Source organism: Candidatus Tisiphia endosymbiont of Metellina segmentata (assembly GCF_964030715.1).
Lineage (GTDB): Bacteria > Pseudomonadota > Alphaproteobacteria > Rickettsiales > Rickettsiaceae > Tisiphia.
The window spans coordinates 919,871-935,740 of sequence record NZ_OZ034919.1; the positions used below are offsets into that span (position 1 = coordinate 919,871).

At 34.1% G+C, this 15,870-nt stretch carries 14 protein-coding genes; 8 read left to right on the top strand and 6 right to left on the bottom strand.

All coding sequences use genetic code 11. The annotated features are described in order from the left end of the window. Window positions 1-157: 157 nt before the first annotated feature. Both AAHM80_RS04700 and AAHM80_RS04705 read right to left on the bottom strand, forming a co-directional pair. Window positions 158-718: an IS630 family transposase gene (locus AAHM80_RS04700; protein ID WP_342259384.1), complete on the bottom strand. Its 561-nt coding sequence runs from the start codon at window positions 716-718 to the stop codon at window positions 158-160. Then, the gene (locus AAHM80_RS04705; RefSeq protein WP_342259385.1) at window positions 712-1,212 is read right to left on the bottom strand and encodes a helix-turn-helix domain-containing protein; all 501 of its coding nucleotides are present in this window, start codon (window positions 1,210-1,212) and stop codon (window positions 712-714) included. Before AAHM80_RS04705 ends, AAHM80_RS04700 begins: the two co-directional genes overlap by 7 nt. Window positions 1,213-2,006: 794 nt before the next feature. On the opposite strand from AAHM80_RS04705, the gene AAHM80_RS04710 reads away from it, so the two are divergent. Beyond that, entirely contained in the window at window positions 2,007-3,971 is a 1,965-nt protein-coding gene (locus tag AAHM80_RS04710) for a hypothetical protein (protein WP_342259427.1), read from the top strand. Between the two features lie 165 nt (window positions 3,972-4,136). Here the strand turns inward: AAHM80_RS04710 and cyoE are convergent, their stop codons facing one another. The 4 genes from cyoE to lgt form a co-directional block, all read right to left on the bottom strand. Further along, window positions 4,137-5,015: a heme o synthase gene (gene cyoE / locus AAHM80_RS04715; protein WP_342260425.1), complete on the bottom strand. Its 879-nt coding sequence runs from the start codon at window positions 5,013-5,015 to the stop codon at window positions 4,137-4,139. Window positions 5,016-5,074: 59 nt separating this feature from the next. Then, complete coding sequence (gene parC / locus AAHM80_RS04720) at window positions 5,075-7,285, bottom strand: DNA topoisomerase IV subunit A (RefSeq protein ID WP_342260426.1); 2,211 nt, start codon at window positions 7,283-7,285, stop codon at window positions 5,075-5,077. Between the two features lie 139 nt (window positions 7,286-7,424). Then, entirely contained in the window at window positions 7,425-8,504 is a 1,080-nt protein-coding gene (locus tag AAHM80_RS04725; RefSeq protein ID WP_342259428.1) for a class I SAM-dependent methyltransferase, read from the bottom strand. Beyond that, window positions 8,483-9,277 carry a prolipoprotein diacylglyceryl transferase gene (gene lgt, locus AAHM80_RS04730; RefSeq protein WP_342259429.1) on the bottom strand — a complete coding sequence of 265 codons (795 nt, stop codon included), beginning with the start codon at window positions 9,275-9,277 and terminating at the stop codon, window positions 8,483-8,485. Before lgt ends, AAHM80_RS04725 begins: the two co-directional genes overlap by 22 nt. 287 nt (window positions 9,278-9,564) lie before the next feature. Here lgt and AAHM80_RS04735 point away from each other — a divergent pair, with 287 nt between their 5' ends. From AAHM80_RS04735 to AAHM80_RS04765, 7 genes are all read left to right on the top strand, one after another. Next, the gene (locus AAHM80_RS04735; protein ID WP_342259385.1) at window positions 9,565-10,065 is read left to right on the top strand and encodes a helix-turn-helix domain-containing protein; all 501 of its coding nucleotides are present in this window, start codon (window positions 9,565-9,567) and stop codon (window positions 10,063-10,065) included. Continuing rightward, window positions 10,059-10,619 carry an IS630 family transposase gene (locus AAHM80_RS04740; protein WP_342259384.1) on the top strand — a complete coding sequence of 187 codons (561 nt, stop codon included), beginning with the start codon at window positions 10,059-10,061 and terminating at the stop codon, window positions 10,617-10,619. Before AAHM80_RS04735 ends, AAHM80_RS04740 begins: the two co-directional genes overlap by 7 nt. Beyond that, window positions 10,613-11,344 carry a hypothetical protein gene (locus tag AAHM80_RS04745; RefSeq protein ID WP_342259430.1) on the top strand — a complete coding sequence of 244 codons (732 nt, stop codon included), beginning with the start codon at window positions 10,613-10,615 and terminating at the stop codon, window positions 11,342-11,344. Before AAHM80_RS04740 ends, AAHM80_RS04745 begins: the two co-directional genes overlap by 7 nt. Window positions 11,345-11,472: 128 nt before the next feature. Next, window positions 11,473-12,924, top strand: a complete 1,452-nt coding sequence (murC, locus tag AAHM80_RS04750) for a UDP-N-acetylmuramate--L-alanine ligase (protein ID WP_342259431.1) — start codon at window positions 11,473-11,475, stop codon at window positions 12,922-12,924. 313 nt (window positions 12,925-13,237) lie between these two features. Beyond that, the gene (gene murB, locus AAHM80_RS04755) at window positions 13,238-14,116 is read left to right on the top strand and encodes a UDP-N-acetylmuramate dehydrogenase (protein WP_342259432.1); all 879 of its coding nucleotides are present in this window, start codon (window positions 13,238-13,240) and stop codon (window positions 14,114-14,116) included. Beyond that, window positions 14,109-15,074 carry a D-alanine--D-alanine ligase gene (locus tag AAHM80_RS04760; RefSeq protein WP_342259433.1) on the top strand — a complete coding sequence of 322 codons (966 nt, stop codon included), beginning with the start codon at window positions 14,109-14,111 and terminating at the stop codon, window positions 15,072-15,074. Before murB ends, AAHM80_RS04760 begins: the two co-directional genes overlap by 8 nt. After that, complete coding sequence (locus tag AAHM80_RS04765; RefSeq protein ID WP_342259434.1) at window positions 15,071-15,865, top strand: cell division protein FtsQ/DivIB; 795 nt, start codon at window positions 15,071-15,073, stop codon at window positions 15,863-15,865. Before AAHM80_RS04760 ends, AAHM80_RS04765 begins: the two co-directional genes overlap by 4 nt. Window positions 15,866-15,870: the final 5 nt, after the last annotated feature.

Genomic DNA, 15,870 nt, shown 5'->3' on the forward strand with positions numbered 1-15,870 from the left:
TCTGCTTTAAAAAAATGTCATCCCTGCTTCGGTGCAGGATATCATAGTACATTTTTTATATAACCACTATTAAAATGGCTGCTGATCGTCATTGCGAGGAGTCGCGAAAAAGCGGTGAAGCGGCAATCTTTATGCAGTATTATACCAATTGCAATAATTAACACGGTGTATTTATCCAGTCTCTATACATAATTGATTTTACTAAATCTACATTATGAGCAAATTGATTCCAAGCGTAACAAGCCATAGTGACGATATCTTCATATACACCATAACATTGGTTAGACAAGAAATGATTTTTGATCCATTCCCAAACTTGTTCCATTGCATTAAGTTCCGGTGCATAGGGCGGAAGCGGTATCAAAGTGATATTGCTTGGCACAGTTAGTTTTTTGGCTGTGTGCCAACCTGCATTATCCGTTAGTAAAGCTATATGTCGGTTGCCTTGAATACTGCGAGAAAGGTCTTCTAAGAATTTATTCATTGCCTGTGTATTTGCATATGGTAAAATTAATGCAAAAGCTTCTCCTGTATCATGGCAAGCAGCTCCATAAATATATGTTGAAATGAATTGCTGTTGCCGAACTTTACGGGGTCTAGTGCCACGCTTAGCCCATATACGAGTTAAGCTACCTTGTTGCCCAACTCGAGTTTCATCCTGAGACCATATATCAACTTTACATCTATCGATATTTTTTGGTAATAATTCTGTTAGCATGTCTGGGAAGTTTTTTTATATGTATTTTGAGTCTCTTGATTTGACTTTGGATGCATTGAACGAGAAGTAATCCAGCTAAAACCAAGGCGGTGCATAGTATTGTAGACTGTTTTTAAAGTACATTTAGCACCATATTCCTCAAGTAACATGATATGTAGCTCCTTTCCAGTTATATACCCACCAGTTTTACTTTCACTGAGCGTATTGATTTTATCAAAAAGAGCAGACTCTTGTATAGTGTTAATCTTCCTAGGGGCACCGCTTCTTTGTGATTCAAATAATCCTTCAAAACCATGATTCCTAAATCTTCTGAGCCATGATTGCACAGTTTTCCAGTGTGACTTCACTATTTCAGATATGGCTTTAAAAGATTTGCCTAATTGAAGGTAATACATCGCCAATAAACGTATACGATTTCGACCATGCGGCTCATGTTTCATCATTTTTATAAAATCATGACCATGAAAACCTTGCGGTAATATTAACCTAGCCATTTGAGTACCTTTATCAGTTAAAAACCCATTTTACACCACTGCGTTAATTATTGCAATTGGTATTACACCTCACCTCACTAGATCGCCACGGCATCTAACGCACAACTGTTGAAAGTTTACAAATACCTATACCATTTCTATTCCATACACCGCATACTAACCTCGTTTTATGGCACAATTTTGATCCTATCCATCTCGAAGATAAGTCGCGTTAGCCGCTTTAAGAATGCATTTTTCCTTATATTAAAACCGCTTCCTCTTCTAACTTTCAACAGTTGATGACATCGGAGCTATTAAACCGATGTCTTACATCAATAGTTGAGGTTAACTATACTGAAAAACTTAAAGTATTTGCAAAAATATCATAAGTTACAAAAAAGTTACTATTTATTAGAGTTATTAATATAATTTTCGTGATGTTATTTGATATTACTTGATTACTGGCTATAAACCTGTCTTAATCTACTGAAAGACGTCTTGTATCGCTAAATTATGAAAGAGGAAGTTTTGGAAAAAAATTAAGTAAGGAGTATAAGTGGAACAAGATATGTATAATTCCTTACTTAATTTTGACAATAAGATTACCTTACAAGAATGAAGTTATGCAAGAGCCTATTTCTACATACTAAAATGTAATACTGGAGTACCAGTAGTACAAACGCTGTCATTCCCACCGTAACTCGGATGACAGCTCTATGTGTAGTCCAACTGAAGTTGGACAGCAGGTTTAGATAATATAAAATCTAACTGCTAATAATTAAATAATAAAACAATAACTATACCAGGAGGATATTATGTTTAGAAATATTAAGAAATCTAGTCCAAATAAGAGTGCTAGTCTAGATAGGAGTACTGTTAATGATACTAGTACTGAACCTGTTTTAGCACTCAAATTTAAATATTTCCAAGAGGCACTTGGAGCTTTAAATCAACAATATGGTGATATACAAAAGATCAGTACGGCTCTCGAACAATCCAGTTATACTGCGGCTCAGGCTCAATATAAAATTTTACATGACGAGATCAAAAAAGATCGTATCCTTAAACCTGAAGAAACAAAGCAATTATTATTTAAGACATACGAGTATCAAGCTATTAGTGCGTTCCGAGCAGGTAAGTTTCAAGAACATAATAAACATTTATTACATGCGTATAAAAATTATGGTCCTGATATAGATAAATATATAATAGGACTAGAAAGATGGGTAAAGATATATACAAATCTTGATAAAGATGTACAAACAAAAGTACCAAGCATTTCTGAAGAATACAATAGTTTATTAAAAGAGGTCAAAGAAGAAGTTCAGTTACTAATTAAGACTGGAAAATATGACCAAGCTCGTACAAAAATGGAGTATTTGAATAAAAATAGCCATAATTTCCAAATATTTGATCTATACTTTAGTACAATAAAAGATCCAAAGGAAGCTTTGAAGTATTTTGAAGACAAATCAAATAATAATCTTACACAACGTCAAGATATTCATGATATCCTTAAAAAATGGCAAAATCACCTTAACCAAGTTAATGATCAAGAAGTTGCTGCCAAAGCTGCTGCCTATGCTTCAAAGTACAACCCAAATCCAACAGTTGCTACGACACCTGTAAAGAAAGCTGTAAAGAAAGCTGTAAAAGAAGTTGAAAGAGATAAAGAGAAATATGACAAATCTACCCTTAAGTTAAAGACGGTTGTAACTCTTGATGTACATACTAAACAGTTAGAAGAACTTAAAGCTAAACACGAAGCTGAATTAAAAGCTGAATTAGAGAAACTTAGAACTGAACACAAAGCTGAATTAGAGGCGCTTAAACCTAAAGATTCACCTACAAAAGATACTAAAGTGGATGAAGCCAGTGACTTTTCTCCTACTTCATCTCTACCACCAGCGTATACCAGTATCCCATTTGTGGAAGTTGCTGAAAAGACTCCTACAGCTCCTATAGCTCAGCCTCTTGCCGAAGGGGTTTTAAAAGAGTTAAATAAGTTAGCTCATTTGATTCCGTCGCTTAATTGGCAAAATTCAAATTATAACACTACTAAAGATAAGGCAAAAAGTCTTTTGAGTGAAGCTGTTAAAGAGAATTCTGATGTATATACAACTATAGAGGATTCTAAAATTTTGGTGCTTCTTGCTGACGTTCTTTTGTCTTCAAATGAAATGGAGAAAGCAAGAATAGTTTGTAAAAAGGCTCTTGACAAGGATCCAAATATATGGCAAGCTACCGATGATCAGATAGTTTTGCTAAATTTAGCTGGAGTTCTTTTACCTTTAGATCAACCAAAGGCTGAACAAATTTATAGTAAAGCTATTACGCGTGTTATTTATCAAGATGAATGTAATAATTATAAAATTGATAATCATAGGACTACTATAGCATCCAAGACTGTTGCTCAAGATGGATATAGTAATACAGAGAGGGATTGCTTAGTTAAGGTCTGTTTAGCTGGTAAAGTATATCAGAAAGCACAAGCTCTAAATTGTTATCCACATACAAATGTTGCTAAAAGAGAAGCTATAGCTGTGCAATTAAAACAGTTAGCTAAGCAAATACAGGAGTTACACCAGTGTGGGTATAAAGACTATGTGTTATATTCAGAGGCTTATTCTGTTCTAAAAAACGATCAAGTATTATTGCAGGATATGAAAGCAGCATATGAAAGTAGTAGTCTCAAGATGAATCCTATACTGTTTCCTTGGCCCCCTACTGAAGAATCTACTTGCCACCTCGCCGGTATGTGTGCTGATAGCGATTATTAAGGCTTCTCATAAATAGTGAATAAAGTGCCATAAATTAATTCCTCCTACTTCAAAGCCATTAACAGCTTTTGAGGTAGGAGGGATAGTTGCTCAGGGTAATTTTAAAATTGGGCTGTTTTAAAAACAGCCCGGCTTTTAAATTGTTCTGTTGCTATCCACAAGCGGTTAGTTTCGAGAGAAGTCCAATATTAAAAAAATACTAAAAAGATAAAATATCGAATAGGCAAATAGTTTTTTAGCTTGTTTATGATCTTTATCACTAAACAGAGAGGCAGCATAGTATAAAAAAATTAGCCCCAGTATAAGTGCAGTTACTAAATATACAAGATTACTTATTCCTAAAAAAAAGGGCGTAAATGTAGTAATAACCATAATGATACTATAGGTCAGAATTTGCTTTTTAGTATAATATTCTCCCTTTACCACTGGCATCATCGGAACACCACAATTTTTGTAATCTTCTGAGCGAAAGATTGCTAATGCCCACGAGTGTGGCGGTGTCCAGGTTAGAATAATCATAAATAAAGAAAAGGAGAAAAGTGAAATCTCATTAGTTACTGTTGCCCAGCCAATCATAGGAGGCAATGCACCTGCAACCCCTCCAATAACTATATTTTGCATTGTTGAACGTTTTAGCCACATGGTATAAATGAAGACATAATACAATATGGTTATTAGTAACAATAAAGCAGATAGTAGATTAACACAAAGTCCCATCAAAAAAACTGAAAAGAACCCCACAACCACGCCAAAAGCTAAAGCGTCCTGTGGTTCTATAACCCCAATAACTAGAGGTCTATTTTGTGTACGTTTCATTATCGCATCAATATCCCTATCATACCACATGTTAATAGCTGCACTACTACCAGCTCCAAGTGTAATACAAAGCATAGCGATGCAAGCTATAAATGGATGGATGGGGTATGGAGCAAGCCATAGACCAGAAAAGCTGGTAAATACAACAAGTGCCATAACTCTTGGCTTCATGAGTAGGATATAGTCCATAACTGAGCTATTATTAGACCTTTTTTTAATAGTATTCATCTCTAGTTTTGTAATAGGTCTATTAATATAATTAGAGGAATTATTCATATATTTTCATCTTAAGAAAATTTATTATTTCTAGGGAATCCACTAGGAGGGATTTTACCAACCGAACCTCGTCGTCCAAGAAATGGTAAAAGATCTTTCTCTACCCTAATCTTTTCTCCTACTTTCCAGCTTAGTCCTAAACTACTATCAAATATCTTGACATCCATAAGTTTAGCATTTTTGAACTTTTGTAGAATTACCCCTTGTCCTCGTTTCATTATTGGTATTTCGTCTAGTTTAAATACTAGTAATTTCCGGTTCTCACCTATACAAGCTATACAATCACCTTCTACAGGCACACAAGCAATACAGGAATGATTTGCAGGAATTTGCATAATTTGCTTACCGAGTTTAGTTTGTGCTACTACCTCATCTGAATCAATGATAAAGCCTTTGCCAATACTACTTGCCAATAAAAGTTTTTGGGTAGTCTTATAGACCAACATGCTTATTATTTCTTCATTACCTATATCTATCATCAATTTTATAGATTCTCCATTGCCTTTGCCTTTAAATATATTATCGGCTAGGATAGTGAAAAAACGCCCCGCTGCACTTAATATAAGAATTTTGTCAGTAGTATAGCCTTCTAGAATAAAATTTTCTGCGTCTCCTTCCTTATATTTAACAGTTGATAAATCGTTATTATGACCTTTGAAAGAGCGAATCCACCCCATTTTGGAACAAATTATGGTGATAGGTTCTTTGGTTATAAAAGCTGAAATATCAACAATCTGAGCAACAATATTAGCTTCTTCAAAACTAGTTCGGCGTAACCCCAATTTAGTGCTAAAACCAAACTTTGTTTGCACCATTTTAACTTCTTTCTTAACTATCTTTTTTAATTCACTCGGATCTTGTAGAATTTTCTGTAAATTCGCATGTTCTTTTTCGAGTAGATTATGCTCGTTAATAATTTCTTGTTCTTCCAATTTTCTTAAAGATCGCAATCTTGTATTAAGAATTGCTTCAACTTGCACATCAGTTAAAGCAAACTTAGCTATCATTACTTGTTTAGGTTCATCTTCTTCACGAATAATTTTAATTATTTCATCCAAATTTAAGTAAGCTATTCTTAGACCTTTGAGAACTTCCAACCTATGTTCAATTTTGCCAATAAGAAATTTAGATCTGCGAGTAATAATATTTTGTCGGTGTAATAAAAACTCCTGCAATATTTCCAATATATTAGCTACTTTAGGAATATTATTTGAACCTATGACATTCATATTAAGTTGAATTCTATTTTCTAAAACTGTCAGTTTGAATAATGACTCCATAATTACATTAGGATCACAATTACGATCCCTAGGTTCAATAATTAATCTTATATCTTCTGTAGATTCATCTCTAATATTGCTTATTAAAGGAATTTTTTTGTCTTTTAACAGTACAGCTATTTGTTCGATAAGTTTAGATTTTTGTACTTGATAAGGTATTTCAGTAATTACTATCTGATATAAACCATAACTTAGGTCTTCCTTTGCCCATCTTGCTCTTACTCTAAAGCTACCACGCCCTACGCTATAGGCTAGGCGGATTGAATCTATTCTATCAATAATTATTCCACCGGTTGGAAAGTCAGGACCTTTGACAAATTGCAAAATATCGTTAACATTTGATTGAGGATGGTCAATTAAATATATTAGTGCATCACATAATTCATGTAAATTATGTGGTGGTATACTGGTTGCCATTCCAACTGCTATACCTTCTGAACCATTAGCCAATAAATTAGGAAACATAGCAGGCATAATGACTGGTTCGGTATCGGAATCATCATAGGTAGCACGAAAATCTACAGTATCTTGATCTATATCTGACATTAATAAGGTACAAATTTCTGTCATTCTTGATTCCGTATAACGCATAGCTGCAGCGTTATCGCCATCAATAGAACCAAAATTTCCTTGTCCATCAATTAGTGGATATCTAAGAGAAAAATTTTGTGCAAGACGTACTAATGTATCATACAGTGCAACGTCACTATGTGGGTGATATTTACCCATTACATCACCGACAACTCTTGCACATTTCTTATGGGCAGAGGTCGGTTCTAACTTTAGTTGGAGCATGCCATACAATAATCTGCGATGCACTGGTTTTAACCCATCACGAACGTCTGGCAAGGATCTTGACATAATTGTTGATAAGGCATAAGAGAGGTAACGCTCTGATAATGCATTACCAAAGTCTATATTTTCTATTTTAGCATCATCTATCATACAAAACTGTTTCTTATATTTATTCTGTGTTTAGTATAATATCCTAAATATATGCTAGCACTAATAGCAAAATGGTATTAAATAATAAAAATTATACTTTTTCTTCAATACTTGAGGTTATTATAGGAATTATACCTTACTCCTGTACAAGGCATAATACTTTAAACAATAGTCCCATTTTGTTGGGAGCGATTAGCCTATCAACTTGTTTTGCTATTATATTTGCTTCTATAATAGGTAATTTATTTTGCAATAGTTTACTTCGTAATAATATACCATTATTAATCAAAAAGTCACGCTGTGTTATTGAACCATAAACATTTAATCCTATATTGATGCTTACTGTTTTTAAGGCATAAAAGTCAACATGAGCCGATAAATCTGCTTCCCCTAAAGTTTCAAGCAGAGGATAATATTTATGATTTTTTATCGCTTGTAAGGTAGGATTATATTGGTTACGCGTCCTTTTTATTGGATCTATATCATAACCATAATCGATAACCAAGCTTGCCCCACCAAATTTCATGATATGCTGGCTGATAAATTTTATAATTTCTAATGATTTAGGTGATTCTTCTATCACTGCCCCATCACGTGCGTTTGAGTGTTCTTGCAGCAGATAACGTTGCAATTCCTTACTAACTTCTATTTTATCAAATTTAATTTGACCATCAGCTGGGTCAATAATAAGTGTTGATTCATACCAAAGTTCTTTAGCTTTAATATATTGCTTGATTGGCATAGCGTCAAAAAATTCGTTAGCTATTATAATAGAAGGAATTTTAGAGATATATTGTACTGCTGTATGGTGTTTGATAGGTAAACCCGCCATCTTTAGGTTTGTTTGTTGTTTCTTGATGAAATGGGGATTAATATCAATTAATTCTATTGAGAGAGATTGGTAAAATTCTGGAACTAATTTAGCAACATTGAGCAAATCCCGCATTAATACTCCCTGCCCAGGACCTAGCTCAACTAAATTAGTTTTTTGAGGACAATCCATTTTATACCATTGGTCAATAGCCCATAAAGCTATCATTTCACCAAAAAGTTGGGAGATTTCCGGAGCTGTGGTAAAATCTCCTAAACAACCTAATTTGTTTTGTTTTTGATAATAGGAAGAAGGGGATACGGACGTTACTTGAAGCATCATTTCATCAAGCTTAATACTACCATTCTGCTCAATAAGTTTTCTTATTTTGGAGTCGATTGGCATTTAATTCGTATTATTAAATAGATTCCTACTATTAGCATCGGTAATGATAAAATTTGCCCTACAGTTACATTATTAAAAATAAGACTTGTATAACAATCTTCTGGTTCACGAAACATTTCTATAATAATTCGAAACACCGAATAGAATATTAGAAATATAGCAGAATTCAAACCATAGATTTTTATGCTTTTATATCTAAAAGTAGCATAAGCTAGAATTAAAAATAATATAATTCCTTCAAAAAATGCCTCATAGAGTTGGCTAGGATGTCTTATTTGTAAGTCACTATTTGGAAAGATCATTCCCCAAGGCATTGTAGTCACTCTGCCATATAATTCGCCATTAATAAAATTAGCTATTCTACCTAAAAATAAACCGATAGGACCAACTGTAGCTAATATATCACCTAGGCAAAAGAATTTAATTTTATATTTGTGGCAGAAAAAATAGCAAGATACAGCTATACCAATAATGCCGCCATGAAAGGACATACCACCCTCATAGGTCTTTAAAATGCTAATAGGATTAGAAAAATATTTAATCGGATCATATAGTACTACCTGACCTAATCTAGCACCTATTACAATGCCTAAAACAACCCAAGTAATAAAATTTTCGAAGGCTTCCGTGGTAACACTAACATCGAATCTTTTTATAATTCTATAAGCATAGAACCACCCAAATATTACGCCAAAAACGTAAGCCATGGAGTACCAATAAACGCTAAATGGTCCAATAGAGAAAATAACAGGATTGATATTTGGAAAGGTCATACGGTCATTATATACGCAAGCTTTATCGATTGCAAGCAATCGGAGAAGAAACATTAGACTTGCTGCATAAATCAAAGATAGTTGAGGGATTTTTAGGAGAAACGAAGCCGAGCACCGCAGCGTACACAGACGTACGTGAGGAGCGGAGGCGAGTTTCGACGACAAAATCACCAACTAGATTGACTTATGCAGTAAGTCTATTAACTACCACTTAAATAGATATTATACCAATTGCAATAATTAACGCAGTGGTGTAAAATGGGTTTTTAACTGATAAAGGTACTCAAATGGCTAGGTTAATATTACCGCAAGGTTTTCATGGTCATGATTTTATAAAAATGATGAAACATGAGCCGCATGGTCGAAATCGTATACGTTTATTGGCGATGTATTACCTTCAATTAGGCAAATCTTTTAAAGCCATATCTGAAATAGTGAAGTCACACTGGAAAACTGTGCAATCATGGCTCAGAAGATTTAGGAATCATGGTTTTGAAGGATTATTTGAATCACAAAGAAGCGGTGCCCCTAGGAAGATTAACACTATACAAGAGTCTGCTCTTTTTGATAAAATCAATACGCTCAGTGAAAGTAAAACTGGTGGGTATATAACTGGAAAGGAGCTACATATCATGTTACTTGAGGAATATGGTGCTAAATGTACTTTAAAAACAGTCTACAATACTATGCACCGCCTTGGTTTTAGCTGGATTACTTCTCGTTCAATGCATCCAAAGTCAAATCAAGAGACTCAAAATACATATAAAAAAACTTCCCAGACATGCTAACAGAATTATTACCAAAAAATATCGATAGATGTAAAGTTGATATATGGTCTCAGGATGAAACTCGAGTTGGGCAACAAGGTAGCTTAACTCGTATATGGGCTAAGCGTGGCACTAGACCCCGTAAAGTTCGGCAACAGCAATTCATTTCAACATATATTTATGGAGCTGCTTGCCATGATACAGGAGAAGCTTTTGCATTAATTTTACCATATGCAAATACACAGGCAATGAATAAATTCTTAGAAGACCTTTCTCGCAGTATTCAAGGCAACCGACATATAGCTTTACTAACGGATAATGCAGGTTGGCACACAGCCAAAAAACTAACTGTGCCAAGCAATATCACTTTGATACCGCTTCCGCCCTATGCACCGGAACTTAATGCAATGGAACAAGTTTGGGAATGGATCAAAAATCATTTCTTGTCTAACCAATGTTATGGTGTATATGAAGATATCGTCACTATGGCTTGTTACGCTTGGAATCAATTTGCTCATAATGTAGATTTAGTAAAATCAATTATGTATAGAGACTGGATAAATACACCATGTTAATTATTGCAATTAGTATAACTATGAATAAATATATAATGTTTTGTGGTATGAGTTTTGCTGGAAAAAAAGAATATAGACAAATGTCTGTAGAGTATCTTGTACAAGAAAGAAAGGTTGCACCAGAACTTATCTCGATTGTAGATGATCCCAAAAGTACTGAGTTTGGAGAGAAAATTGTTCAATTTGATAGAGTAGAAGATAAAATTAACAATACAGTAAGTGGAGCATTATATATAAGTGCAAGCTGTAATATCTATGATAACCTAATTAGTACTGCTTTAAAAAATAATCAGTACATATTTTGTAAAGGAGGGTTTCCAGAAGTAGTGGGATACCAAGGGGCTGTTTGTCAAGATCAAGGATTTAGTTGGGAGATGGTAAAAAAACATTATACAGATCAGGTGCAAACTACTCATAAGACCGTACAATTTCCTGATATAATATTTATTTGTGTTAATTCTTTTATTAGATCACAAATAATGGCTAAATGTAGTAATAGTAAAAGCTGGGAGTCAAAAATGACTGTAGATGAGTACAATCATTATTCTAATAAAATGAGAGCGACTTATGAAATTATTGTAGCAGATCACGAATTTACAGCAAGAACAAAAGTATTGCTTATTGATCCTATGGATTGCACATTTGCTAAAACTTGGGAATCGCAAATAAAACCTGAAATAGATCAGTTAATGGGTTTGGTCACAGAGACCTGTGATTATTGTTAGTGAGTATACTCAATGAATTGCAAGATTTTGGAATATATACTCAAATCAATCGAAATTTTTTCTTAAAAGCTTGACCTTTGGTTAAAAACTGATTATGCAAGAGATAAACAACTATAACTATTATTAAAATGTTTTTATTAGAACTAAAAAAAATAAACGGAACTCTTGATACGATACATTTTATAGGTATCGGAGGAATCGGTATGAGTGGCATTGCCGAAATACTACATAATCTCGGATATAAAGTGCAAGGGTCTGATATAGCAGAAAATTATAATACCAAAAGACTAGAAAATAATGGTATTAAGGTTTTCCTAGGTCATCAAGGACAAAATGTCACTAATGTTTCATATGTAGTGGTATCATCAGCTATAAATAAAGATAATCCTGAAATTCAGGAAGCCTTACATAGAAAGATACCAATAATTAGGCGTGCTGAGATGCTGGCTGAATTAATGAGGCTAAAATGTTCTGTAGCAATCTCTGGTTCGCATGGAAAGACTACTACAACATCACTAGTTGCTTGTTTATTTGAAGCTGCCGGGCTTTGTCCAACTTTAATTAATGGTGGTATTGTTAATAGTAAATCTACTAATGCCTATCTTGGGTCTGGGAATTATCTGATAGCCGAAGCCGATGAGTCTGACGCAACTTTCATTCACATACCAGCAACCGTTGCGGTAATAACTAATATCGATCCTGAACATCTAGATTTTTACCATGATTTTGATAGTTTAATTCAAGCTTTTAGAAGTTTTATAACTAATTTACCATTTTATGGTTTTGCAGTTGTTTGTATTGATCATCAAGCTGTTAGAAAACTAGTAAATGACATAGTTGAGCGTAGAATCATAACTTATGGAATAGACTCGGATGATGCTAACATACAAGCCTTTAATTTAGATTCTGATATTGAATCGTCAACTTTTGATGTGCGAATTAGTTTACCTAATGTAAATGGCGTAACAACTATCGAGAGAATCACTTTACCTACCCCAGGAAGACATAATATCCTTAATGCTCTTGCTGCTATCGCGATAGCTGTGGAGCTTGATTTTGGTATCAAAATTATTAAAAATGGATTTAATAGCTTTAAAGGGATAAAACGCCGATTCACTAAAGTGGCAGAATATAACAATGCTACGATAATTGATGACTATGCTCACCATCCGGAGGAAGTAAAAGCTACACTTGCTACGGCAAGAAATATTGCTAATAAGCGAAATAGTAAGGTTATAGCAATCTTTCAACCACATAGATATTCAAGAGTTAAATATTTATTTGATGATTTTGTAACTTGTTTTTCTGACGCTGACCAGTTGTATATTACAGATATATATGCTGCCGGTGAACAGCCAATAGATGGTATAACGGGAAGAGATTTAGTAAATAAAATCAAAAATACTAAATCTCATCCAATGGCAGCTTTTATCGAGGATCACAAAGATATAGCTAAAATTATTATTAGTGAAGCTATGCCAAATGATATAATAGTAATGATGGGTGCTGGGAGCATTTCTGCTTGGGCCAATGATTTGCATCAGCAATTTACGCGAGAACGTCATTGCGAGAAGGCATAAGCCAGTGAAGCAATCCATTTTTGGTCATTTTTTGGATTGCTTTGTCGCTACTAAAGTAGCTCCTCGCAATGATGGCATGGACTCCGTCCAAACCCATCAATGGACTTCGTCCATATATACTGCTCGTAAATGAAGAGTTGGTAGACGATAGTATAACTTCAAAAAGAGCTAGGCAGTAGCAAAGTCGAGCTGCTAGGCGTACATTAGTACGTGAGCAGCGGAGATCTTTAGACACGACAACGCCAATTCTTGAAGTTCTACCTGAGTATATGACGTTATTTTAACAAATTTATTAAGTAGATATTTTATAATTATGGAATTACTTGGTGAATATAGGAATAATTACAATCTAAGTCATCTAACTTGGTTTAAAGTTGGTGGACCTGCGGAGATATTTTTTAAACCATTAGACTCAATGACTTTAGCAGATTTTGTAGCACAAAACCAACAACAGAGACCAATAACTGTTTTAGGGGCTGGATCAAATATTATTATTAGAGATGGTGGTATAGAGGGAGTTGTAATAAAACTTGGTCAAAATTTTACTAATATAGAATTAATGCCGAATAATCAAATATCGGTAGGGAGTAGTTGCCTTAATTTTAACCTTGCTAAATTTTGTCAGGTACATTCAATTACTGGCTTTGAGTTTCTCAGCGGTATACCGGGTACTATAGGTGGTGGAGTGGTTATGAACGCTGGGGCGTATGGTTCAGAGTTTAAAGATATCATTATAGCAATTGAAGCAATAGATTCTAGAGGGAATTTTATCCTAATCCCTAATGAGGAGATAGGTTTTAAATATCGTGGTAATAATTTACCACAAGAGTTGATTATAACCAAGGCGATCTTTAAGACAGCTATAGGAGATAGTCATATGATCTTAGAAAAAATGAATGAAATAAATAAAAATAGACTAGCAACCCAGCCGATTAAAGAACGGACGAGCGGCAGTACATTTGCTAATCCAGAGAATCATAAAGCATGGCAATTAATTGACAAAGCTGGTATGAGGGGATACAGAATTGGCGGGGCTTCTATGTCACAACTACATTGTAATTTTATGATAAACCATGGTAATAGCTCTGCTCGTGATTTAGAAGATCTAGGTGATCTTGTTAAAAAAAAGGTATTTGAAGATAGTGGAATTAGTTTAGAATGGGAGATTAAACGAATAGGGAAATATGCATAAATATCAAACAAGCTTTATTGCCAATTCTAAGGTTACAATATTAAGCGATAAAGGAAAAAAACATGTGGCAGTAGTAGGTGGCGGTATGTCGGCTGAGCGAGAAGTTTCTTTAGTATCGTCTTCGGGGGTTAACCAAGCTTTGGTAGATAGTGGGTATAAAGTTACTTTCATAGATATGGGAGTAGATATTGCTTCAGTATTGTTGCAGATAAAGCCTGATATAGTTTATAATTGTTTACATGGCACTTATGGTGAAGATGGTTGTTTGCCTGGATTACTCAATATCCTACGAATTCCTTATACTCATAGTGGTGTTCTTGCTTCTTCTTTAGCATTTAGTAAAACACATGCAAAAGCATGGTTTGTTGTTAATAATATTAAGATAGCCAAGAGTATTGTCATTAATAAATCTGACAATATTAGCAACGACCCTATGCCAAGACCATATGTGATAAAACCTCTCACCCAAGGATCAAGCATAGGCGTTGAAGTAATATTTGTTGAAGATGATTTTAACTTTGCTAATTATGATTTTCCTTATGGTGATCAGGTAATGATTGAAGAATATATTAAGGGGAGAGAAATGCAGGTAGCCGTTTTAAACGGCAAAGCTTTAGGGGTATTGGAAATAAAACTCCTGAAACAGCGTTTTTATGATTATAAGACTAAATACACAGATGGATTTGCTGAGCATTTATGTCCAGCTCCACTACCACAGAATATGTATAATAAATTATTAGAAGAGTCGGAAAAAATATATCAAACCATGAATTGTAGAGGTGTAGTTAGAGCGGAGTTTATTTTTGATGAAAGCAAGAATGAATTTTTTACTCTAGAAGTTAACACCCATCCTGGTATGACTTCCTTATCGATTATACCAGAAATAGCTGCCTTACAGGGGATGGATTTCCGTACACTAGTTGAAAGAATTTTAGAAACAGCATGTATTGACACATGAAGAGGAATAAAGCGTCTAGTAAGAAGAAAAAAGCCAATATACCGCTGCGACGAAAGTTGGCAGTGTTGTATATTAGAGTGGTATTTTTTATTAAAATTGCCCTAGTGGTTTTGCTGTCTGCATTTTTCTTTACTAGCTATTTTGCTCCTATAAGACAAGAAATTATCCAAAATACTTACGAATTTACTTCTGATATTGGATTTAAACTTGAAAATGTTTTAATAGAAGGACAATATAATACTAAGGCAGAAGATATATTGGCTACTTTAAATGCTGATAAGGGTACACCTATTCTTTCTCTAGATATGGAGGCAATAAAGAATAATTTGGAACGCAATCCTTGGATTAAAAATGTTGCAATTATCGAGAGAAGATTACCTAACACTATTTACATAAGATTAATTGAGAGAGTGCCTATTGCTATTTGGCAGATTAACGGGCAAGTTTTTCTTATTGATCAAGAAGGATATAAAATTACCAATAATATAGGTAGTTTCTCTAATCTTTTGCATGTTGTGGGATCAGATGCTAATATTTATACTAGCAAATTAATTCAGGATTTAGCTAAACACCCTGAATTAGCTAAAAAAATTATCTCTTCTGTACGTTATGGAGGAAGACGTTGGGATTTAAATCTAGAACAAGGTATTACTGTTAAAATGCCGGACTTAAGGTTTGAACATGCTTTAGATTATCTTGCAGGATTGGATATGAAAAATATATTATTTAATCAGAACTATAAAATTGTAGATTTACGAGATTCGAGTAAAGTTTACATGGAAAAATATTAAAAGTT

What these genes read in the sequence shown, in the direction of transcription:
- AAHM80_RS04700 (WP_342259384.1), bottom strand. Translation starts at nt 718, where the DNA reads ATGCTAACAGAATTATTACCAAAAAATATCGATAGATGTAAAGTTGAT.
- AAHM80_RS04705 (WP_342259385.1), bottom strand. Translation starts at nt 1,212, where the DNA reads ATGGCTAGGTTAATATTACCGCAAGGTTTTCATGGTCATGATTTTATA.
- AAHM80_RS04710 (WP_342259427.1), top strand. Translation starts at nt 2,007, where the DNA reads ATGTTTAGAAATATTAAGAAATCTAGTCCAAATAAGAGTGCTAGTCTA.
- cyoE (WP_342260425.1), bottom strand. Translation starts at nt 5,015, where the DNA reads ATGAATACTATTAAAAAAAGGTCTAATAATAGCTCAGTTATGGACTAT.
- AAHM80_RS04725 (WP_342259428.1), bottom strand. Translation starts at nt 8,504, where the DNA reads ATGCCAATCGACTCCAAAATAAGAAAACTTATTGAGCAGAATGGTAGT.
- lgt (WP_342259429.1), bottom strand. Translation starts at nt 9,277, where the DNA reads ATGACCTTTCCAAATATCAATCCTGTTATTTTCTCTATTGGACCATTT.
- AAHM80_RS04735 (WP_342259385.1), top strand. Translation starts at nt 9,565, where the DNA reads ATGGCTAGGTTAATATTACCGCAAGGTTTTCATGGTCATGATTTTATA.
- AAHM80_RS04740 (WP_342259384.1), top strand. Translation starts at nt 10,059, where the DNA reads ATGCTAACAGAATTATTACCAAAAAATATCGATAGATGTAAAGTTGAT.
- AAHM80_RS04745 (WP_342259430.1), top strand. Translation starts at nt 10,613, where the DNA reads ATGTTAATTATTGCAATTAGTATAACTATGAATAAATATATAATGTTT.
- murC (WP_342259431.1), top strand. Translation starts at nt 11,473, where the DNA reads ATGTTTTTATTAGAACTAAAAAAAATAAACGGAACTCTTGATACGATA.
- murB (WP_342259432.1), top strand. Translation starts at nt 13,238, where the DNA reads ATGGAATTACTTGGTGAATATAGGAATAATTACAATCTAAGTCATCTA.
- AAHM80_RS04760 (WP_342259433.1), top strand. Translation starts at nt 14,109, where the DNA reads ATGCATAAATATCAAACAAGCTTTATTGCCAATTCTAAGGTTACAATA.
- AAHM80_RS04765 (WP_342259434.1), top strand. Translation starts at nt 15,071, where the DNA reads ATGAAGAGGAATAAAGCGTCTAGTAAGAAGAAAAAAGCCAATATACCG.